Origin of the sequence: Serratia sp. H1w (assembly GCF_000633355.1) — a bacterium.
GTDB lineage: Bacteria > Pseudomonadota > Gammaproteobacteria > Enterobacterales > Enterobacteriaceae > Chania.
Map to the genome: position 1 here is coordinate 91406 of NZ_AYMQ01000041.1, position 17629 is coordinate 109034.

The 17629-nt window shown below is 55.6% G+C and carries 15 protein-coding genes; 13 read left to right on the plus strand and 2 right to left on the minus strand.

What is annotated here, in order from left to right:
* Positions 1-240 precede the first annotated feature (240 nt).
* From U869_RS0107840 to rsxC, 7 genes are all read left to right on the plus strand, one after another.
* Positions 241-1920, plus strand: coding sequence for a ribulokinase (locus tag U869_RS0107840; protein ID WP_025118900.1), 1680 nt, complete (start codon positions 241-243; stop codon positions 1918-1920).
* Positions 1921-1977: 57 nt separating this feature from the next.
* Positions 1978-3483 carry an L-arabinose isomerase gene (araA, locus tag U869_RS0107845; protein WP_025118901.1) on the plus strand — a complete coding sequence of 502 codons (1506 nt, stop codon included), beginning with the start codon at positions 1978-1980 and terminating at the stop codon, positions 3481-3483.
* A 103-nt stretch (positions 3484-3586) separates the two neighbouring features.
* Positions 3587-4999 (plus strand): glycoside hydrolase family 1 protein, encoded by a 1413-nt coding sequence (locus tag U869_RS0107850; RefSeq protein WP_025118902.1) that lies wholly within the window; start codon positions 3587-3589, stop codon positions 4997-4999.
* Positions 5000-5288: 289 nt separating this feature from the next.
* Positions 5289-5729, plus strand: a complete 441-nt coding sequence (locus U869_RS0107855) for a DUF2569 domain-containing protein (protein WP_025118903.1) — start codon at positions 5289-5291, stop codon at positions 5727-5729.
* A 144-nt stretch (positions 5730-5873) separates the two neighbouring features.
* On the plus strand, positions 5874-6455 hold the full coding sequence (rsxA, locus tag U869_RS0107860; RefSeq protein ID WP_021178056.1) for an electron transport complex subunit RsxA: 582 nt from the start codon (positions 5874-5876) through the stop codon (positions 6453-6455).
* Complete coding sequence (rsxB, locus tag U869_RS0107865) at positions 6455-7030, plus strand: electron transport complex subunit RsxB (protein ID WP_025118904.1); 576 nt, start codon at positions 6455-6457, stop codon at positions 7028-7030. Before rsxA ends, rsxB begins: the two co-directional genes overlap by 1 nt.
* A complete protein-coding gene (gene rsxC, locus U869_RS0107870; RefSeq protein ID WP_025118905.1) occupies positions 7023-9086 on the plus strand; it encodes an electron transport complex subunit RsxC in 2064 nt (687 codons plus the stop codon). Before rsxB ends, rsxC begins: the two co-directional genes overlap by 8 nt.
* Before the next feature lie 172 nt (positions 9087-9258).
* Here rsxC and U869_RS0107875 read toward each other — a convergent pair whose 3' ends face one another.
* Positions 9259-10152 carry a helix-turn-helix domain-containing protein gene (locus tag U869_RS0107875; protein WP_025118906.1) on the minus strand — a complete coding sequence of 298 codons (894 nt, stop codon included), beginning with the start codon at positions 10150-10152 and terminating at the stop codon, positions 9259-9261.
* Between the two features lie 352 nt (positions 10153-10504).
* Here U869_RS0107875 and rsxD point away from each other — a divergent pair, with 352 nt between their 5' ends.
* The 5 genes from rsxD (at position 10505) to dtpA (ending at position 15668) form a co-directional block, all read left to right on the plus strand.
* Complete coding sequence (gene rsxD / locus U869_RS0107880; RefSeq protein ID WP_025118907.1) at positions 10505-11590, plus strand: electron transport complex subunit RsxD; 1086 nt, start codon at positions 10505-10507, stop codon at positions 11588-11590.
* 9 nt (positions 11591-11599) lie between these two features.
* Entirely contained in the window at positions 11600-12229 is a 630-nt protein-coding gene (gene rsxG / locus U869_RS0107885) for an electron transport complex subunit RsxG (RefSeq protein ID WP_025118908.1), read from the plus strand.
* Entirely contained in the window at positions 12226-12927 is a 702-nt protein-coding gene (locus U869_RS0107890) for an electron transport complex subunit E (protein ID WP_025118909.1), read from the plus strand. Before rsxG ends, U869_RS0107890 begins: the two co-directional genes overlap by 4 nt.
* A complete protein-coding gene (nth, locus tag U869_RS0107895) occupies positions 12924-13565 on the plus strand; it encodes an endonuclease III (RefSeq protein WP_025118910.1) in 642 nt (213 codons plus the stop codon). The genes U869_RS0107890 and nth overlap by 4 nt, the downstream gene beginning before the upstream one ends.
* Before the next feature lie 594 nt (positions 13566-14159).
* Entirely contained in the window at positions 14160-15668 is a 1509-nt protein-coding gene (gene dtpA, locus U869_RS0107900) for a dipeptide/tripeptide permease DtpA (protein ID WP_025118911.1), read from the plus strand.
* Between the two features lie 101 nt (positions 15669-15769).
* Here dtpA and U869_RS0107905 read toward each other — a convergent pair whose 3' ends face one another.
* Entirely contained in the window at positions 15770-16333 is a 564-nt protein-coding gene (locus tag U869_RS0107905) for a helix-turn-helix domain-containing protein (RefSeq protein ID WP_025118912.1), read from the minus strand.
* A gap of 110 nt (positions 16334-16443) precedes the next feature.
* Between U869_RS0107905 and U869_RS0107910 the strand changes: the two genes are divergently transcribed.
* Positions 16444-17628 carry a benzoate/H(+) symporter BenE family transporter gene (locus U869_RS0107910; RefSeq protein ID WP_025118913.1) on the plus strand — a complete coding sequence of 395 codons (1185 nt, stop codon included), beginning with the start codon at positions 16444-16446 and terminating at the stop codon, positions 17626-17628.
* Position 17629: the final 1 nt, after the last annotated feature.

A 17629-nucleotide genomic window follows, 5' to 3' on the forward strand; every position in this document is an offset into this window, starting at 1 on the left:
TAAGACGCCAACAGTTTTAGCGGGTATTTGTTACCTAAATGTAGAGCGCTATCACATCTCGGAATAACAGCAGGTATGTGCATACATTTAGCAAATTTAACCAAGTGATAACTTTTGACACCCATCACAAAATCACTGTAGCAAGCAGAAAAGTGCATACTTCCAGCCAATGATTCCTCACCTGCCCCCCCGTCCCGCTCCTATCGTTAACCTCAATCTAACAACTTAGGAGTCAGCATCATGACGGCAGGCGCTATTGCCCTGGGATTAGACTTCGGCAGCGATTCAGTGCGGGTACTGGCTGTCGACTGTCATAACGGCAACGAACTGGATACCGAGGTGGTTTACTACCCTCGCTGGCAGCGTGGTGATTTCTGTAACGCCGCGCAGAACCAGTTCCGCCACCACCCACTCGACTATATCGAAGCCATGGAACAAGCCGTCGTCGCCGTGGTGCAGCGCATGAGCCTGGAACAGCGGCAGGCCGTCGTCGGGATCGGCGTGGACTCCACTGGCTCGACTCCTGCCCCGATCGATGAGCATGGCGACGTATTGGCGTTGCGGCCTGAGTTTGCCAACAATCCCAACGCCATGTTTGTGCTGTGGAAAGATCACACTTCCATTGAAGAAGCCGAGGAAATTAACCAGCTGTGTCGCCGTGGCGATTTCCCCGACTATTCACGCTATATCGGCGGTGTTTACTCCTCTGAATGGTTCTGGGCCAAGATCCTGCACGTTTCACGTCAGGATGAGGCGGTGCGCCACGCCGCAGCCTCTTGGGTCGAGCTGTGTGACTGGGTGCCGGCGCTGCTTTCTGGCACTACCGCACCGCAAAGCTTGAAGCGCGGCCGTTGCAGCGTTGGGCATAAAACGTTATGGCATCCAGATTGGGGCGGCTTGCCGCCAGAAGCCTTCTTTGCCGCCCTGGATCCGCTGCTAGTGGAAGATCTGCCCTATCCGCTGTTCACCGGCTCCTACACTGCCGATTTGCCGGTGGGAACGCTGACCAAAGAGTGGGCCACACGGCTTGGGCTAGCAGAAAGCGTCGTGCTGTCCGGTGGTGCATTCGATTGCCATATGGGAGCCGTAGGGGCCGGTGCGCAGCCTTATACGCTGGTGAAGGTGATCGGTACTTCAACCTGCGACATTTTGATCGCAGATCGTGAACGCGTGGGCGATCGCGCCATTGGCGGTATTTGCGGGCAGGTAGACGGCAGCGTGATACCGCAAACCATCGGGATGGAGGCCGGACAGTCCGCTTTTGGCGATATGTACGCCTGGTTCAGCCGGTTGCTGAGCTGGCCACTGCGTGAGGCAGCCAAGACTCAGCCACAGCTTCAGGCACAGTTGCAACAAATCGAGCATGACATGCTGGCCGCTCTGACCGCTGCCTGGGCCAAAAACCCGTCGCTCGATCATCTGCCGGTGGTGCTGGACTGGTTCAATGGCCGCCGTACTCCTTACGCCAACCAGCGTCTGAAAGGCGTGATCACTGACCTCAACCTCGGCACCGATGCCCCCACGCTGTTTGGAGGCTTTATCGCCGCAACGGCCTTTGGCGCTCGCGCCATCATGGAATGCTTTGAACAGCAGGATATCCCGGTGGAAAACGTGCTGGCTTTGGGTGGCATCGCCCGTAAATCACCGGTGATTATGCAGGTTTGTGCCGATGTGATGGACCGCCCGCTACAGATTGTAGCCTCCGACCAATGTTGTGCACTGGGTGCAGCCATTTTCGCCGCCGTCGCCGCAGGGCATTTCAGCGACGTGCCACAAGCCCAGCAGCATATGGCTTGCAGCATTGAACGTACTTTGCAGCCCGATCCGGCCAATGTCGCACGCTACCAACAACTTTATGAACGCTACCAACAGTGGTGTCAGGCCGCCGAGCCGCGCTTTGCGCCAACCGGCAAAAATTAATACGCCGGGGTGCGCTCTGCCTCGGCTCAATAAAACCTCTAGATTCAGGAGTTTTTGATGAACATCTTTAAGCAACGTGAAGTATGGTTCGTGATCGGCAGCCAGCATCTCTATGGGCCAAAAACCCTGCAACAGGTGACGGCCAACGCCGAGCAGGTGGTGAACAGCCTGAATCGTGAAGCCGGTTTACCGGTGAAACTGGTATTGAAGCCGCTGGTCACCACGCCGGACGAAATCACCACCGTCTGTCGTGAGGCCAATTATCACCAGGACTGTATCGGCATCATGACCTGGCTGCACACCTTCTCGCCTGCCAAAATGTGGATTGCCGGCCTGTCGATCCTCGATAAACCGCTGCTGCAATTCCATACCCAATTTAACGCCGAGGTGCCTTGGGACTCCATGGATATGGACTTTATGAACCTGAACCAGACTGCCCACGGCGGCCGTGAGTTCGGGTTTATCGGTGCACGCATGCGCCAGCAGCACAGCGTGATCGCAGGCCACTGGCAAGACAAACATGCCCAGGAACGCATTGCCCAATGGATGCGTGTTGCCGCCGCCAAGCAGGAAAGCCAGCAGCTGAAAGTTGCGCGGTTTGGCGACAATATGCGTCAGGTCGCGGTAACCGATGGTGACAAAGTGGCCGCGCAGATCCAGTTTGGTTACTCCGTGGATGCTTACGGCATCGGCGATTTGGTCAGCGTGATCGATGAAGTGAGCAAGGGCGATATCGCGACCCTGGTCGAAGAGTACGAAGCCAGCTATGAGCTGAGCGACGTGGCAAAACTTAACGGGGCCAAACGTCAGAACCTGATCGATGCTGCTGCTATCGAACTGGGCATGAAACGCTTCCTCGAGCAGGGTAAGTTCCACGCCTTCACCACCAACTTTGAAACGCTGCACGGCATGAAGCAGTTGCCAGGTTTGGCGGTACAGCGCCTGATGCAGCAAGGCTACGGCTTTGCCGGCGAGGGCGACTGGAAAACCGCCGCCCTGCTGCGCATTATGAAAGTGATGGGCAGTGGGCTAAACGGCGGTACCTCGTTTATGGAGGATTACACCTATAACTTCCAGCCAGGCAACGATCTGGTGGTGGGTTCCCATATGCTGGAAGTCTGCCCTTCCATCGCCAAAGAACAAAAACCGCTGCTTGATATTCAATATCTGGGCATTGGTGGCAAGGCCGATCCGGCCCGCCTGATCTTCTCTACCCCGGCAGGCCCCGCAGTGAACGCCAGCCTGATCGATATGGGCGACCGTTTCCGTCTGCTGGTTAATCAGGTCGATACCATCGAGCAACCGAAACCGTTGCCGAAGCTGCCGGTGGCGCGCGCAATCTGGCGTGCTCAGCCTTCCCTGGCAACAGCGGCCGAAGCCTGGATCCTGGCGGGCGGCGCGCACCATACGGTGTTCTCGCAGTCACTGAACGCCGACTATCTGCGCCTGTATGCCGAGATGCATAACATCGAATTCCTGCTGATCGATAACGACACTACCCTACCAGCGTTCAAGAACGAAATCCGCTGGAACGAAACCTACTACCAAATCAACCGTCGTTAATCTTCCGAAGCAATACTGCAACCGGTTTCAGAAACCGGTTGCAAACTCATTTCAAACCGACCTAAACTAGACTCTATATTTTACGTACAGAGAGAGAATAGTTATGTCTGCTTTCCCGAAAGAGTTCCTCTGGGGCGCGGCTAGCGCGGCGTATCAGGTTGAAGGCGCGCACGATGCCGACGGTAAGGGCCCATCCATCTGGGATACCTTCTCCCACCTACCAGGCACCACCTACCAAGGCACCAACGGTGACGTCGCCGTCGATCACTATCACCGTTTCCGCGAGGACGTAGCGCTGATGGCCGAAATGGGGATGCAGAGCTACCGGTTCTCTATCTCCTGGCCACGCCTGCTGCCACATGGCCGGGGCACCATCAATGAGGCCGGGGTCAAATTCTACAGCGACCTGATCGATGCCCTGCTGGAGCACAACATTGAGCCGATGATCACGCTGTATCATTGGGATCTGCCGCAGGCGCTGCAAGATGAAGGCGGTTGGGAAGCACGCAGCACCGCTGAGGCCTTCGAAGAATATGCCCGCCTGTGTTACGAGCGTTACGGCGATCGCGTCAAGCTGTGGTCTACCTTCAATGAAACCGTGTGCTTTATTGGCTTCGGTTACATCACCGGTGGCCACCCACCGGGCGTACAGAACCCGGCGCGCGCCATCCAGGCCTGCCACCACGTTTTTGTGGCACACGCTAAAGCGGTGGCAGCATTCCGCACCAGCGGCATCGACGGCCAAATCGGCTTCGTCAACGTGCTGCAAACCCACACCCCGCTCAGCCAGTCTGCGGAAGACCTGGCGGCCTATCAGTTGGCCGAAGGGATCTTTACCCATTGGTTGTACGATCCGGTACTGAAAGGCGAATATCCGGCCGAACTGTTGGCGCAGACGCAAGCGCTATGGGGCGTGCCTCAATTCGCGCCGGGTGATGAACAACTGCTGTGCGACAATATCTGTGATTTTATTGGCTTGAACTACTACAAGCGTGAAACCATCGCAGCCAATCATCAGGAGTCACGCCTGACCATCAACACCACCGGCGAAAAAGGCAGCGGCCACCAGCAGGGTAACGAATTCGGCTTTAAAGGGCTGTTCAAGTTCGTGCGCAACCCAAACGGCGTGTATACCGACTGGGACTGGGAGATTTATCCGCAGGGCCTTACCGAAGGCATCATGAACATCAAGGCACGTTACGGCGATATTTCTATCTACATCACCGAAAACGGTCTGGGTGCCAAAGACCCGATTATTGATGGTGAAGTGGTGGATGACGATCGCATCGACTATCTGCGCCAGCACATTGGTGCCATTGAAGACGCCATCAAACAGGGTGCTGACGTACGCGGCTATTATCCGTGGTCATTTATCGATCTGCTGAGCTGGCTCAACGGCTTCCAGAAGCAGTACGGTTTCATCTACGTTGACCACAACAAGGATCTGGCTCGCCAGCGCAAGAAGAGCTTCTTCTGGTACCAGAAACTGATCGCCAGCAACGGTGTTGAACGTTAATCGCGTTCCAGGTGTTGCTGGGTATAATACCGCAACACCTGAAGCTTGAGGCAGGTGGGGATCATTGCAGGTTAGCCGACCGTTGAGCGCAAGGATGCGCGATTGCGAGCCCCCAGGGACGGGTTCACGACGTGTCGGCGTTCTGCATGATTTCCACCTGTTGCACTATTTCTCGCAGCTCCCCTCCTGATTGACATTCTTGTGGTGAAAACGCCTTCTCCTCGCGCATTGACACATATTTAAGTAAGCTATGTGGCTTACTTTGTTGGAATACCACTCAGGATCCCGTATGACCCAAGCTGAATATTCGCGCATTGGCGGTTGGTTGTTAGCCCCGATGGCCTATCTGATCGTTACCCTGCTCAGCGCCAGCCTGATGTTGGCCCTGTACGGTATGGCCATTTTTATGCCGGAATCCCGCGAGTATCTGAGCACCAATGCTCAAGCCTTCTCCACCCAGTGGTATCTGTCGGTGCTGACCACGCTGGTGATGTGGTGCTTTACGCTGTATCTGCTGTGGCTGTTCTGCCAGCGTTCACAACGCTTCCCGAAGCTGTTTCTGGTCTGGCTGCTGATCACCGTGTTGTTGGCAATCAAAGCGTTCGCTTTTGCTCCAGTCCCCGATGAACTTGCCGTTCGTAGCCTGTTATGGCCATTGGTAATGGCGGCCCTGCTGGTGCCCTATTTTAAGCGTTCCAAGCGCGTGAAAGGCACCTTCACCGAGAAATAACCGCGGCAACGCACGTTTTGCACGCCTTGCTGAGTAAATTTTCAGCAAAATTGGCAAAAAAGCGCAATACCCCTGCGATTAGTATGTTGTCGTTACGCCGCTGATTCCCGATAATAGGCGGCTTTTCTTTTTTTAGGCGTTGCAATGACCGAATACCTGCTGTTGTTTGTTGGCACCGTACTGGTGAACAACTTTGTCCTGGTTAAATTCCTGGGCCTGTGCCCCTTTATGGGCGTTTCCAAGAAACTGGAAAGTGCCATCGGCATGGGCATGGCGACCACCTTTGTGATGACGCTGGCCTCGGTCTGCGCCTGGCTGATCAACAGCTTTATCCTGATCCCGCTGGATTTGGTCTATCTGCGCACGCTGTCCTTTATTCTGGTGATCGCCGTGGTGGTGCAATTCACCGAAATGGTGGTGCGTAAAACCAGCCCGGCGCTGTATCGCCTGCTGGGGATTTTCCTGCCGCTGATCACCACCAACTGTGCCGTATTGGGCGTGGCATTGCTCAACGTCAACCTGGGCTATAACTTCCTGCAATCTGCGGTTTATGGTTTCAGTGCCGCTGCGGGCTTCTCGTTGGTGATGGTGCTGTTTGCCGCCATCCGTGAGCGCTTGGCCGTAGCCGATGTTCCCGCACCGTTTCGTGGTTCCTCCATCGCCTTGATCACCGCTGGCCTGATGTCCCTGGCCTTTATGGGCTTTACCGGGCTGGTGCGATTCTAATGACTGCGTTGTGGATTGCGATGGCGGCATTAAGCGCTCTGGGCCTGTTGTTTGGTCTGGTGCTGGGCTATGCCGCGCGCCGTTTTGAAGTGGAAGAAGATCCGGTTGCCGAACAGATCGACGAGATCCTGCCGCAAAGCCAATGTGGCCAATGCGGCTACCCTGGCTGCCGCCCTTACGCCGAGGCCGTGGCCAACGGTGAGATGATTAACAAGTGCGCGCCCGGCGGCGAGCAGGTGATGCTCAAACTGGCCGAGTTACTCAACGTCGAACCGCAGCCGCTGGATGGCGGTGCCGCCGTGGCCGAACCGGTACGCAAGGTCGCCTTTATCGACGAAGCCAACTGCATCGGCTGCACCAAGTGCATTCAGGCCTGCCCGGTCGACGCCATCGTGGGCGCTACCCGCGCCATGCATACGGTCATTACCGATCTCTGTACCGGCTGCGATCTGTGCGTTGCGCCCTGCCCAACCGATTGTATTGAAATGATACCGGTCGCCACCACGACCGCCAGCTGGAAATGGGATATGAAAACCATTCCGGTGCAAGTGATCCCCGTGGAGCAACATGTTTAATCTGTTCGCCGCTATGAAAAAAGATCGGATCTGGGACTTTGACGGCGGCATCCATCCGCCAGAAATGAAGACCCAGTCCAGCGGTGTGCCACTGCGCGTGGCTCCCCTGCCAGAGATTTTTATCGTCCCCCTGCAACAGCATTTGGGGCCGGAGGGTGAGCTGTGCGTTAAAGCCGGCGACTCTGTCCTGAAAGGCCAACCGCTGACCTTTGGCCGTGGTCGCACCTTGCCGGTACACGCGCCCACCTCAGGCACTATCCGCGCCATTGAGCCTCACGTTACCGCTCACCCTTCAGGGCTGGCAGAGCTGTGCGTCATTATCGATCCTGACGGTGAAGATCGTTGGTGCGAATTGACTCCGGTTGCCGATTATCGCCAATTGGATGCGGCAGAGCTGATCCAACGCATTCACCAGGCCGGAATTGCCGGTCTGGGGGGCGCAGGTTTCCCGACGGCCAGCAAACTGCAAGGCGGGCGCGAAGAGGTAGAAACCCTGATCCTCAACGCCGCCGAATGCGAGCCTTACATCACCGCCGACGATCGGCTGATGCAAGAGCAGGCCGCACAAATTATCGAGGGCACCCAGATCCTGCGCCACCTGTTGCAACCCAAGGTGACGTTGATCGGCATCGAAGATAACAAGCCGGAAGCCATCGCCGCCTTGCAAGTCGCCTTGCGCGGGCAGGATGACATCGTCCTGCGGGTGATCCCGACCAAATACCCTTCCGGCGGGGCCAAGCAGTTAACCAAGATCCTGACGGGCAAAGAAGTGCCTCACGGCAAGCGCTCGTCCACCATTGGTGTACTGATGCAGAACGTGGGCACCGCCTTTGCCATCAAGCGGGCGATTGTCGATGGCGAGCCGTTGATTGAACGCGTCGTCACTTTGACCGGCGAGGCCATGAGCCAACCCGGCAACGTTTGGGCACGCCTCGGTACTCCGGTGCAGCACTTGCTGGCCTTTGGCGGCTATCAACCGCAATCCCAACAGATGGTGGTCATGGGCGGCCCGCTGATGGGCTTCACGCTGCCTGCGTTAAATGTGCCAATCGTCAAAATCAGCAACTGCTTGCTGGCACCTACGGTGGACGAAATGGCCGTACAGGAACCGGAACAATCCTGTATCCGCTGTGGCCTGTGTGTTGATGCCTGCCCTGCCGGGCTGTTGCCGCAGCAGCTTTACTGGTTCAGCCGTGGCGAAGAGCACGAGAAGGCGCGCCAGCATAATCTGTTTGACTGCATCGAATGTGGTGCCTGTGCCTACGTCTGCCCCAGCAATATTCCGTTAGTGCAATATTATCGCCAGGAGAAGGCTGAAATTAACGCGTTGGATCAGGAAGCGGCGCGTACCGCCGAAGCCAAGGCGCGTTATGAAGCCAAGCAGGCTCGTTTGGAGCGTGAGAAACTGGCGCGCGAAGAACGGCATAAGAAAGCGGCAGTGAAATTGACCGATAGCGATCAGGATGCCGTGCAGGCAGCGCTGGCTCGCGTTCGCAGTAAAAACAATGAGGCTACTGGCGTTGCCGTTACCGGCCAGGAGCCGGACAACAGCGCCGCGATTGCTGCCCGCGAAGCGCGTAAAGCGCAGGCCAGAGAGCGTAAGCTCGAGCAGGCCAGCGAAATGCCTGAAGTACCCGCCGGGCAAGAGAAAGACCCACGGAAAGCGGCTGTGGCTGCGGCATTGGCACGAGTCAAAGCCAAGAAAGCGGCACAGGAGCAAAACGCAGAGAGCGCGGTGGTCACCGCAGAGCCAGAAGATCCTCGCAAGGCCGCGGTTGCAGCAGCATTGGCCCGCGTGAAGGCGAAAAAAGCGGCGCAGCAGGATGCAACTGCACAACCAGAACCCACGGTTGAGCCAGAAGATCCCCGCAAGGCCGCGGTTGCAGCCGCATTGGCCCGCGTGAAGGCGAAAAAAGCGGCGCAGCAGGAAGCTACTGCACAACCAGAACCCACGGTTGAGCCAGAAGATCCCCGTAAGGCCGCGGTTGCAGCAGCATTAGCTCGTGTGAAGGCGAAAAAAGCGGCGCAGCAGTTGGCAACTGTCGATAAAGAGTAATCAAGGCAGGGTCGTAGCCCCTCACCCCAACCCTCTCCCGATGTAAAGCCTGGGGATCCAATGAACACCGTGATGGGGAGAGGGAGCGACTGCGGTGTAGTGGTCAAGTGCTGGCGTCTGCTTGTGGCACATTCAGTCCCCTCTCCCTTTGGGAGAGGGTTAGGGTGAGGGGCTAATCAATAGAAATCAGGTAGGTGTAATTGACATCGATCTGACGCAGTTTGGCATCCTGGTTCCACGCCTTGGCTTCAATCATCTCCATCTCGACGCTGCCGCGCACTTCGTTACGCAGCCCTGGCATCACATGTGAGATCAGGTACGAGACAAATTTGATACACTCTTTTGCCGTCCCCTGGTGTGCTATGGCGATATACTCACGCGTTGGCAGATGAATGTCGTCAATTTTATGACCCGACAGAATGTCTTTTTTAAATTCCGGTTCCACCGCCATCGTATGCGTGACTGAGCATTCAGCATCACCGTTCTCACGAGCTGAATGAATGCTGTAAACCTTGTGGCACTCCATATTCAAGCCTTTGAAGAAATCATTGAAGATTTCCCCCTTCATGGCGATACAGGAGGAAATCGCCATCTCCTGCGCCCCATCGAACTCCATCTCCCGCGTAAACCCTACCAGGTGTGTATCCGGTAACGTCAGCCGCTGTATTTCCGGGTAAAAACCCGCTTCATACACCGCTTCGAAGTCGAAGCGCGGCATCAGGCTCTGCACGTCCCATTTATCCATGGTGCGGTAGCGATTTGGCGTGATGCCAAAACGTTGCTTAAACATCCGGGTAAAGGTTTGCTGCGAGTCAAAACCCAGCTCATCGGAGATGTCGATAATGGTACGGTTGGTAATGCGCAGCGCAACCGCCGCACGGGTAAGAATGCGTGAGCGAATATAGGTGGCAAGCTGGATGCCGGTGATGCGCTTGAACTTGCGCTGTAGGTGCCACTTGGAATAGCCAGAAATACGCGCAACCTCATCAAGGTTTGGCCGCGTCTCCAGATGGATTTCGACCCACTCGATCAGTTCATCAATAAAAAATATGTCTTCATTAGTCATTATTATCTGTTCACTACTTCAATAAATAGCCGGGATAGTAACCCACGTTAATTATACAAAAGTTGTTATTCCGTGCGAAAAGTACGTCCGAAAATAGCAGCTCAATCATCAGTCTGCCAACCTTTACTGCATGTCTTGGACGTTAATATAGATAAGTCTCAGTCCGGTTTGGCTTGGAAAACCACCGTCGTTGGCGCGCCATCACCTCCAACAGAGGTGAAAACCTGAATATCCCCATGATTAGCACGTATTACCCGGCATATGATTGAGGTAGAATGCAACGCTGTAATTTCCCCCGGTGCCCGCACCGTGAATGCACTGATTAACATGGCAAAGAAATGGTAGTGATCCTATGAAGTTCAGGCCGGTACAACAGGCAGCCCCCAAGGGCTTACACATCGCCAGCTCTCCGTTTACCCATAACCAGCAAAACACCAGCCGCATCATGCTTTGGGTCATGCTGGCCTGTATTCCCGGTATGGCCGCACAGTTGTGGTTTTTTGGCTATGGCAACCTTATTCAGACCGCGTTGGCGATGGTGACCGCCCTCGGGGCCGAGGCCGCCATTCTTGCTCTGCGTAAACAACCGGTAAAAGCCCGGCTGGCGGATAACTCTGCCCTGCTTACCGCGTTGCTGCTGGGTATTAGCCTGCCACCTCTGGCTCCCTGGTGGATGATCGTTATCGGTACCTTTTTCGCCATTGTGATCGCCAAACAGCTGTACGGTGGACTGGGGCAAAACCCGTTCAACCCGGCCATGGTCGGTTACGTGGTGCTGTTGATCTCTTTCCCGGTACAGATGACCAGCTGGTTACCGCCGGATGAACTGCGCGCCACCGCCCTGACCCTGCCGGATACCTTGCTGGCCATTTTCAGCGGCCATACAGCTCAGGGAGCAACCCTGCACGAATTGCAGATGGGTGTCGATGGCATCAGCCAGGCAACGCCGTTAGACGGCTTTAAAACCGGCCTGCGCAGCGGACACTCGGTGGAACAGGTGCTTGGGCAACCGCTATTTGGCGGCACGCTGGCCGGTATCGGCTGGCAGTGGATTAACCTGGGCTTCCTGCTCGGCGGCCTGTTTATGCTGGGACGGAAACTGATCCACTGGCAAATTCCGTTCAGCATGTTGGCCGTGATTGCCCTGTGCTCAGGCTTAGCCTGGACGTTGGATCCTGCCCATCAGGCTTCCCCGCTGATCCACCTGTTCTCCGGAGCCACCATGCTAGGGGCGTTTTTTATTGCCACCGACCCGGTCAGTGCCTCCACGACGCCCAAAGGGCGGCTGATTTATGGCGGCCTCGTTGGCCTGCTGGTGTGGTTGATCCGCGTGTATGGCGGTTATCCGGACGGCGTCGCCTTTGCCGTGCTGCTGGCCAACATTACCGTTCCATTGATCGATCACTACACGCAACCACGCGTGTATGGCCACCGTTGAGGAGTCAATATGCTTAATTCCATGAGAAAGCATGGCACCACACTGGCCGTGTTTGCCGCAGTCACCACTGGCCTGACCGCCGTAGTGTACCAACTAACCAAAACCACCATTGCCCACCAGGCAGCGCTGCAACAGAAGGCGCTGCTGGATCAGGTCGTGCCGCCGGAGCATTATGACAACGATATGCAGAGCGAATGCCTGCTGGTCAGCGATCCGACGCTAGGTAACGGCGCACCGCACCACCTGTATCTGGCCCGCAAGAATGGCCAACTGGTAGCGGCTGCATTGGAAACCACCGCCCCCGATGGTTACTCTGGAGCGATCCAACTGCTGGTCGGGGCCGACTTTAACGGCACGGTGCTGGGAACCCGGGTGATAGAACATCACGAAACGCCTGGGCTAGGCGACAAAATCGAATTGCGTATTACCGACTGGATCACTTTCTTTAGTGGTAAAAAGATCGACGGCCCGGATGATAAGCGTTGGGCAGTAAAAAAAGACGGCGGCATGTTTGATCAGTTCACCGGGGCCACTATCACCCCACGTGCCGTAGTCAACGCCGTGCGGCGTACCGCGTTGTTTATGGAAACGCTGCCGCCTAAACTCGATACCTTGCCTGCCTGCGGAGCCAGCGAATGAGTGAAGCCAAAGAGTTAATCGTGCAGGGGTTGTGGAAAAACAACTCCGCGTTAGTGCAATTATTGGGGCTGTGCCCGCTGCTGGCGGTAACCTCAACCGCCACCAACGCCTTGGGGCTTGGGTTGGCGACTACGCTGGTGCTGACTATTACCAACGGTTCCATTTCCGCCCTGCGTCGCTGGATCCCGAGCGAGGTGCGCATTCCGATTTACGTGATGATCATTGCCGCTGCGGTGAGTATCGTGCAGATGCTGATCAACGCCTATGCCTTCGGCCTGTATCAGTCTTTAGGGATTTTTATCCCGCTGATCGTCACCAACTGTATCGTGGTTGGCCGCGCTGAGGCAGTTGCGGCACGTAAACCGGTAGGATTGGCCTTGATCGACGGGATGGCCATCGGGCTCGGTGCCACCAGCGCCATGTTTGTGCTGGGTTCGCTACGCGAGCTGATTGGCAACGGCACGCTGTTTGATGGTGCCGACCTGCTGCTGGGCGGTTGGGCCAAAGTGTTGCGCATCGAGATTGTCCATTTCGACACGCCTTTCCTGCTGGCCATGCTGCCACCAGGGGCCTTTATCGGCCTGGGATTGATGCTGGCAACCAAGTATCTGATTGACGAAAAAATGAAGGCGCGTAAAGCCAAGGCCTTGGCAGTTGACACCAACATGGAACAGGGGCACGTAGAGAAAGCGCTATGAATAAAGAGAAACGCCTGGAGATCCTGACCCGTTTGCGGGGCAACGACCCACACCCGACCACCGAACTGGTGTATACCACACCTTTTGAGCTGCTGATTTCCGTGCTGCTCTCTGCGCAGGCCACCGATGTCAGCGTTAACAAGGCCACGGCCAAACTCTACCCGGTTGCCAACACGCCAGCGGCCATGCTGGCGTTGGGGGTTGACGGCGTCAAAGAGTACATCAAAACCATCGGCCTGTTTAACAGCAAAGCCGAGAACGTGATCAAGACCTGCCGCATCCTGCTGGAACAGCACGATGGTGAAGTGCCGGAAGATCGTGCCGCACTCGAAGCCCTACCCGGCGTAGGGCGTAAAACGGCCAACGTAGTGTTGAATACCGCCTTTGGTTGGCCGACCATTGCCGTCGATACCCATATCTTCCGCGTTTGTAACCGCACCCATTTCGCCCCAGGGAAAAACGTTGAGCAGGTGGAGGAGAAGCTGCTGAAAGTGGTTCCCGCCGAGTTTAAGGTCGACTGCCATCACTGGCTGATCCTGCATGGCCGCTATACCTGTATCGCACGCAAACCGCGCTGCGGTTCATGTATTATCGAAGATCTGTGCGAGTTTAAAGAGAAAGTTTATCCGTTGAATTAAGCCTGCCGGGCACAACGATCCGTGCCCGCTTCCCCTCCCTGCGGTTTTTTATCAAAAATGTGACTTCTGACAGCATTAACCTTGGTGGCGCTCGGGATTTCGCTACAAACCCGCTGTTTTCGATATTTTCAACCCTAAAATTAGTCAAAAATTGTGGTTAAGCTCACGTCTTGATGTTCACATTCCATTTACAAATCCCATCACCACATCATCTATTTTCTAAAATTTCACTCAAACCAAGTTATGCACGACAAACCAAGGTCAAGCAGCCAGAAGGCATTGATATGGACTGGATATAAATAAAATAGCAGAAGATATAACTAAAATAATTCAGGACGGCTTTTAATCAAAACAAAAGCTCGGCAAATTTAAAAATAGCAAACGTTAATACTGCATAACATTTGCAACATAGTTACATGGCGTGGTGAATGTTATATGTAACAGAACATGTCAAAAAGCTTGCCACGTTGACAAAGATAGTGAACATTAACCGCCGGCATTAATCCTATAACAATGCAGAAGGGTGCAGCCCAGCATCACATTCTGCAATTTCCCGTCGTGACAATTCGGGTAGTGAAAAAACCAGAGGTACCAGTGTCAACTGCAAACAACAATTCTTCGGACAACATTAGCCTTAACGCGTTTAAGCAACCTAAGGCCTTCTACCTGATCTTCTCGATTGAACTCTGGGAACGTTTCGGCTACTACGGTCTGCAAGGCATCATGGCCGTCTACCTGGTCAAAATGCTTGGCCTGAGTGAAGCCGACTCGATCACGCTGTTCTCCTCATTCAGTGCGCTGGTCTACGGTTTCGTGGCCATTGGTGGCTGGCTGGGGGATAAAGTGCTCGGCTCCAAGCGGGTGATCGTGTTGGGTGCCATCGTTCTGGCCGCCGGTTACGCCATGGTGGCCTATTCTGGCCATGATATCTTCTGGGTATACCTGGGGATGGCCACCATCGCCGTAGGTAGTGGCCTGTTTAAAGCCAACCCTTCTTCCCTGCTGTCTACCTGCTATGAGAAAGACGACCCGCGTTTGGACGGTGCATTTACCATGTACTATATGTCCGTCAACATCGGTTCATTCTTCTCCATGCTGGCAACGCCATGGTTAGCGGCCAAATATGGCTGGAGCGTGGCGTTCTCTCTGAGCGTGGTAGGTATGTTGATCACTTTGGTCAACTTTATGATGTGCCACGGCTGGGTGAAGCAATACGGTTCAAAACCTGACTTCAAGCCGTTGCATATTCAAAAACTGCTGATGGTGCTGGTTGGCGTTGTGGCCTTGATTGCGCTTTCCAGCTGGTTGCTGCATAACCAGATTATTGCCCGCGTGGCGCTGGCTATCGTTTCCGTGGGTATCGTTATCGTGTTCGCCAAGGAAACCTTTGCCTTGCACGGTGCCGCACGTCGTAAAATGATCGTCGCCTTCCTGCTGATGCTCGAAGCGGTCGTGTTCTTCGTGTTGTACAGCCAGATGCCGACCTCACTGAACTTCTTTGCCATCCATAACGTTGAGCACAATATTCTGGGGATCGCCTTTGAGCCGGAGCAGTACCAGGCGCTGAACCCGTTCTGGATCATGCTGGCCAGCCCTCTCCTCGCGGCGCTGTATAACAAGATGGGTGACCGTCTGCCGATGCCGCACAAGTTTGCCTTCGGCATGATCCTGTGCTCCGGCGCGTTCCTGGTGCTGCCGTGGGGCGCAAGCTTCGCCAATGACCAGGGCATCGTCTCCGTTAACTGGCTGATCTTGAGCTATGCCCTGCAGAGTATCGGTGAGCTGATGATCTCGGGTCTGGGTCTGGCCATGGTTGCCCAGTTGGTACCACAGCGTCTGATGGGCTTCATCATGGGCTCCTGGTTCCTGACTACCGCCGCCGCCGCACTGATCGCCGGTAAAGTCGCGGGTCTGACCGCCGTGCCAAGCGACATCAACGATCCTCACGCTTCTTTGGCTATCTACAGCCATGTGTTTATGCAGATTGGTATCGCCACCGCAGTGATCGCCGTGTTGATGATGCTGACCGCACCGAAGCTGTACCGTATGACGCTGGACACCGCAGAAGATACGGCAGAAAAAGCGAAAGCTGCTGCCCTCTAATCCCTGCTGTAACCTGACCATCAAACGCCGGAGCCTAGCTTCGGCGTTTTTTTCTGACCAAACCCCGCTTGAATGCCAATAATGCTGCGCCCGCTCCGCGATCAAGCTCGCGGGTAGTGGATCAGATCGTGAATACGCACCGGCTCTGAGCTGGCATTGTGATACGCATGCGGGCAGTCTGCCTGGAAACGCATGGCCTCACCACTAGCAAGGCTGTACCACTTGCCGTTGATCGCCAATTCCAACTGGCCACTGATCACGATAACGTGTTCAATTACGCCCGCCTCGTGTGCCGAAGATTCGCTCACCGCACCAGGAGCCAGGTCGATCACAAACAGATCAAAACCCAATTGACGATCGAATGGAAACAGCGGTACCACGCGCATGTCGGCATTGTGTTGATTGAATATTGGCAGCTCACCGTAGCGGTGCAGCATCGCCGCCGGTTGCAACGGTGCGGCTTCAAGAAAAGCCGAGAACGCCACGTTAAACCCGGTAGCAATTTTCCACAACGTCGCCACCGTCGGGCTAGATTCACCCCGTTCAATCTGCCCCAGCATCGCCTTGCTGACGCCCGTCTTTTCGGCGGCCTGATTCAGGCTCCAACCGCGCTGTGTACGTAATGACTTCAGCGTTTGTGCCAAATGGCTGCCAAGATCCTGCATAGCTGTTCTCCTGAAAGGTCTGGACGATTATACCCCCTTGTGCGCTATAACGCACGATGCTATGCTGCGCCCATTCGTACGTTATAACGCACACAGGCTCGGGAGCGGTTATGCGTCCTGCACTCTCTTTACGTGATATCTCCTTTTCTGCCATTGTCGCCGGTTTTGTGGCGGTACTGGTGGGCTACACCAGTTCTGCCGCGATTATCTTCCAGGCCGCAGCTGCCGCAGGGGCCAGCCCGCTACAGATTGGCGGCTGGTTGAGTATGCTTGGTCTGGGCATGGGGATCACCTCGCTGGGGCTATCGCTCTATTATCGCACGCCAATCCTCACTGCCTGGTCGACACCCGGCGCAGCGTTGCTGGTCACCAGCCTGCCCGGTACCCCGCTCAATGAGGCCATCGGGGTATTTATTTTCGCCAGCGGCCTGATCCTGCTCTGTGGTGTCACTGGATTGTTTGCCAAATTGATGAACTACATCCCGCAGGCCATCTCGGCGGCAATGCTGGCTGGCATACTGCTCCGCTTCGGCTTGGACGCCTTTGCCTCTTTGCAGATCAATTTTTCGCTCAGCGCGGGGATGTGCCTGGTCTATCTGTTCACCCGCCGCTATCTGCCGCGTTACGGCATCGTACTGACTTTATTTACCGGACTGGCCATTGCCGCGTTACAGGGTAACATTCACTTCACTCAACACACGCTGTCCTTCGCCAAACCGGAATTTATCGCCCCACACTTCACGCTCCCGACGCTGCTGGGCATCGGTATTCCTTTCTTTGTCGTGACGATGGCCTCGCAGAACGCGCCTGGCATCGCCACTCTCAAGGCTGCCGGGTATCAGGTCCCCACTTCACCGTTGATCAGTTGGACCGCGCTGACAGCGCTGGTGCTGGCCCCTTTTGGCGGCTTCACGGTGTGTATTGCGGCCATTACCGCGGCCATTTGCATGGGATCTGACGTTCATCCCGACCCTAAACGTCGTTATATGGCTGCCGTAGCCGCTGGCGGGTTTTATCTGTTGGCGGGAGTGTTCGGCGGCACCATCGGCATGTTGTTCAGCGCGCTGCCGGTAGCCTTGATCCATACCATCGCCGGGCTGGCATTATTAGGCACCATTGCAGGGAGTTTGCAGCGTGCACTGCAAGATGATAAACAGCGAGACGCGGCGGTGATCACCTTTCTGATCACCGCTTCCGGCTTGACGCTGTTAAATGTGGGAGCGGCATTCTGGGGGCTGATTGGTGGCGTGCTGGCATACGCGATTTTCTCATTACCACAGCACAAAACACGTTGAA

Coding starts and splice junctions, on each gene's coding strand:
- U869_RS0107840 (WP_025118900.1), top strand. CDS start 241: ATGACGGCAGGCGCTATTGCCCTGGGATTAGACTTCGGCAGCGATTCA.
- araA (WP_025118901.1), top strand. CDS start 1,978: ATGAACATCTTTAAGCAACGTGAAGTATGGTTCGTGATCGGCAGCCAG.
- U869_RS0107850 (WP_025118902.1), top strand. CDS start 3,587: ATGTCTGCTTTCCCGAAAGAGTTCCTCTGGGGCGCGGCTAGCGCGGCG.
- U869_RS0107855 (WP_025118903.1), top strand. CDS start 5,289: ATGACCCAAGCTGAATATTCGCGCATTGGCGGTTGGTTGTTAGCCCCG.
- rsxA (WP_021178056.1), top strand. CDS start 5,874: ATGACCGAATACCTGCTGTTGTTTGTTGGCACCGTACTGGTGAACAAC.
- rsxB (WP_025118904.1), top strand. CDS start 6,455: ATGACTGCGTTGTGGATTGCGATGGCGGCATTAAGCGCTCTGGGCCTG.
- rsxC (WP_025118905.1), top strand. CDS start 7,023: ATGTTTAATCTGTTCGCCGCTATGAAAAAAGATCGGATCTGGGACTTT.
- U869_RS0107875 (WP_025118906.1), bottom strand. CDS start 10,152: ATGACTAATGAAGACATATTTTTTATTGATGAACTGATCGAGTGGGTC.
- rsxD (WP_025118907.1), top strand. CDS start 10,505: ATGAAGTTCAGGCCGGTACAACAGGCAGCCCCCAAGGGCTTACACATC.
- rsxG (WP_025118908.1), top strand. CDS start 11,600: ATGCTTAATTCCATGAGAAAGCATGGCACCACACTGGCCGTGTTTGCC.
- U869_RS0107890 (WP_025118909.1), top strand. CDS start 12,226: ATGAGTGAAGCCAAAGAGTTAATCGTGCAGGGGTTGTGGAAAAACAAC.
- nth (WP_025118910.1), top strand. CDS start 12,924: ATGAATAAAGAGAAACGCCTGGAGATCCTGACCCGTTTGCGGGGCAAC.
- U869_RS0107905 (WP_025118912.1), bottom strand. CDS start 16,333: ATGCAGGATCTTGGCAGCCATTTGGCACAAACGCTGAAGTCATTACGT.
- U869_RS0107910 (WP_025118913.1), top strand. CDS start 16,444: ATGCGTCCTGCACTCTCTTTACGTGATATCTCCTTTTCTGCCATTGTC.